General features: G+C 49.2%; 3 protein-coding genes. 1 reads left to right on the top strand and 2 read right to left on the bottom strand.

Going from position 1 to position 2,756, the window contains the following annotated elements; genetic code table 11:
- Positions 1-64 precede the first annotated feature (64 nt).
- Positions 65-898, bottom strand: coding sequence for a DUF928 domain-containing protein (locus tag H6S82_RS27580; protein WP_190462789.1), 834 nt, complete (start codon positions 896-898; stop codon positions 65-67).
- The gene (locus tag H6S82_RS27575) at positions 895-1,080 is read right to left on the bottom strand and encodes a hypothetical protein (RefSeq protein ID WP_190462787.1); all 186 of its coding nucleotides are present in this window, start codon (positions 1,078-1,080) and stop codon (positions 895-897) included. Before H6S82_RS27575 ends, H6S82_RS27580 begins: the two co-directional genes overlap by 4 nt.
- A 176-nt stretch (positions 1,081-1,256) precedes the next feature.
- Between H6S82_RS27575 and H6S82_RS27570 the strand changes: the two genes are divergently transcribed.
- Positions 1,257-2,756: transglutaminase family protein (locus tag H6S82_RS27570; RefSeq protein ID WP_191057052.1), on the top strand; the 1,500-nt coding region annotated here is incomplete at its 3' end.

The following is a 2,756-nucleotide window of genomic DNA, read 5'->3' as shown; positions in this document are numbered from 1 at the left end:
AGCCCCTAATCCCTAGCCCCTAGCCCCTAATCCCTAGCCCCTAGCCCCTAATCCCTAGCTTTTCTTACGGTAGCAAAGCATTTTGCCCCAATCCTTCGGAGGCAAGTTTATCCAGTCCAGCCGACTGTAACAAATTAGTCCAGGCACCCGATAGACTGGCATCATTGGGAGAACTACGACGCAGTTCTGCAAGAGAGTGGAGAGCATCGTACCAAATGCCGGCCTTAGTATAGAGAGCTACCTTGTCGCGCAGTGTCGCTTGGCCCAACTTTTGCGCGAGATCGGGGTTGGCTTGTACGCGCTGTATCCATCCATTGACAGCCAGTACGCCGGATCTGTCTGACGAATCTTCAGCTTTTGAGTTACAACTGAGCGCAAAACTCCAAAAATAATCTTTTTTGGACTCTAAGAATCCCGAATTCGCAAAACTGGGCAGGGTAACGCTGACAATTCCAGGATCTCCAGTAATGCTGAAAGTGGTTTGATAAATGTTCTGGTCGTTCTTATCCTGTAAGGAAAAATCCGCTCTTTGCGCCGCCGTTGGAGGCACGTAAAAGAAGAAAGTTGGAGATCCCTCTATGGTTGCCCCAAAAGCAACGGTTTTTGTGTCCGAATTACCTGCCTTCCTTTGTATCACAGGTACTAAAGCAGTCAGAGTCTTGCCAGGATCTCGTGAGAACGCGCACGGCCCCCGCGTTCCTCCCCCCTCGCGCCGACCGGGTTTGCCGATACTGGGATCTGGTTCGTAGTTTCCCCAAGTATTCGGTAGCCCTTGGCTGCTGGTAGGCGGTTGTGACTGTGCCGTAATCATTGTAGGGAAGTGAGTGACAATCCCGAAACCTAACAGCAGGACGATACAAAAGGTAATTAACTTTAAGAAGGACTTCATTGCAGTCATGGCACAACAGCAGCGCTGAGCAAAGGTTTATTGGTAAAAGACGATTCAATTCGAGTCTGGGTTTCTACCGATAATGATATTGGCAACCAAACGAGGAGAGCAGCAGAATGGGAACGACCAGTTCTAGCGATCGCACTAAGCGAAGCCCGACGATATTTGGAAGTAACAGTGTTGGCAGTCATAGCATTTCTTCCCTTTTGGGGAAATGAATAAGCAGATAAAATGACTTAATTTTAGGTGATGTTACCGCTCTTGCAGTTGCAAAATAGCAAACCTGTACAGTCGCATCGCATAACTCCCAGTTAGCTCGCGAAGGCTCTTTTTTTCGCACTACTATATATTTTCACCTGATTTGGCTATGATTACAGAAATGCTTGCTCCTCCACCAAGATCGAATTCCCAGACAAACCTGCTGCGACCCATTGGGGCTTACTCACTCCACGGCCTTGCTGTTGCGGGCGATCGGCTGATTGCCCTAGACTCGGCCAGGGGATATTTGCTCTCGATCGATCTCAACAGCGAGAATACTTCTATCTTAAACCCCGATCGCGTCGCCCAATTTGAGGGTGCCACAGGTTTGGGAATCTGGGAAGACACGATTTGGTTCACAAAAGAAGATTCCGTTTACTTTTGTACTCCGACGGATTTCACGCCGCAACATTTTGTGACTTTACCCTATACAGCCAATGGGATTGCGGTTTGGGAATCGACCCTTTACGTCACTTGTCAGAAAGCGGGCTACATCTTTATTTACAACCGCGCCACAGCTAGGCTGATTACCCAATTCTACTCACCTGGTATTGGAGTTGAGCATATCGCGGTGCGGGGTGAGGAACTCTGGGTTTCTGACGATATCGAACAAACGGTATATTGTCTGGAGCGGGCTACTGGTCAAATGCTGTTTAGCGTTCTGACGCCGTTTGAGAATCCGACTGGTTTGGCCTTCCAGACAAACCCCCAAACTGGTAAGGATAGCTTGTATGTAGCCTATGCTGGGGAGGAGGCTTACATCAGAGACGATCCGAATGCCAATCCACCACACCAATTAGAATATCGCGATCGCACTTTTATTCATCGCCTCCAGTTCCACTACAACCAGGAAGGACACTACGCCCTATCTAACGGCTTTCTGATCGAAATGTCCTACGTGGAGGAACTTCTACCCCTAGAGGCGGTGCATTTACAAAACGTGCAATGGCGCATCGCCTTACCATCGGAGACCCCTCGACAAAAAGTCCGTCAAATTTCTGCCGTCGGTCTTCCCTTTACAGAAGAAATTGTAGACGGACAGCGGATAGCAGTGTTTAAGTTTGACAACCTCAAACCGGACGAACGGCATTTGTTTGGTTGGAAGGCACTTGTGGAAGTTTACGGTATCAAGTATCGCCTCACACCGCGAGACTTGGAAAAGGTTCCCGACCTTTCGCCAGAATTTCAGCAGCGCTATTTAGTCGATGATGACGAGTTGGCGATGGATACCGATATTATCCGCAATGCTGCCATTGAAGCGATCGGCACCGAAACAAATTTGTTGCGGAAAGCTTATCGGATTCGTAACTACGTTTACGACAAACTTTCCTACGGCATCAAACCCCATATCGACCCACCAGACGTTGCCCTAGAACGAGGTGTCGGTTCCTGCGGCGAATATGTCGGTATTTTACTCGCTCTCTTCCGTTTAAACGGCATTGCCTGCCGCACGATTGGGCGCTACAAGTGTCCTCAGCAGGCAGATAAACTGGGCGTACCCCTGTATCCAGATTACAATCACGTTTGGTTGGAGTTCTACGTACCGGGTTTCGGCTGGTTGCCAATGGAATCCAATCCGGACGACGTGATCGATCGCGGGCCATACCCA

The organism is Planktothrix sp. FACHB-1355 (assembly GCF_014748295.1).
Classification (GTDB): Bacteria; Cyanobacteriota; Cyanobacteriia; order Cyanobacteriales; family Aerosakkonemataceae; genus Aerosakkonema; species Aerosakkonema funiforme_A.
Note: the sequence above shows the minus strand (reverse complement) of the source record. Positions and strands in the feature narration are given on the sequence as shown.

Bases quoted from the DNA above. Each gene is read 5' to 3' on its own strand.
- H6S82_RS27580 (WP_190462789.1), bottom strand. From the start codon at position 898: ATGACTGCAATGAAGTCCTTCTTAAAGTTAATTACCTTTTGTATCGTC.
- H6S82_RS27575 (WP_190462787.1), bottom strand. From the start codon at position 1,080: ATGACTGCCAACACTGTTACTTCCAAATATCGTCGGGCTTCGCTTAGT.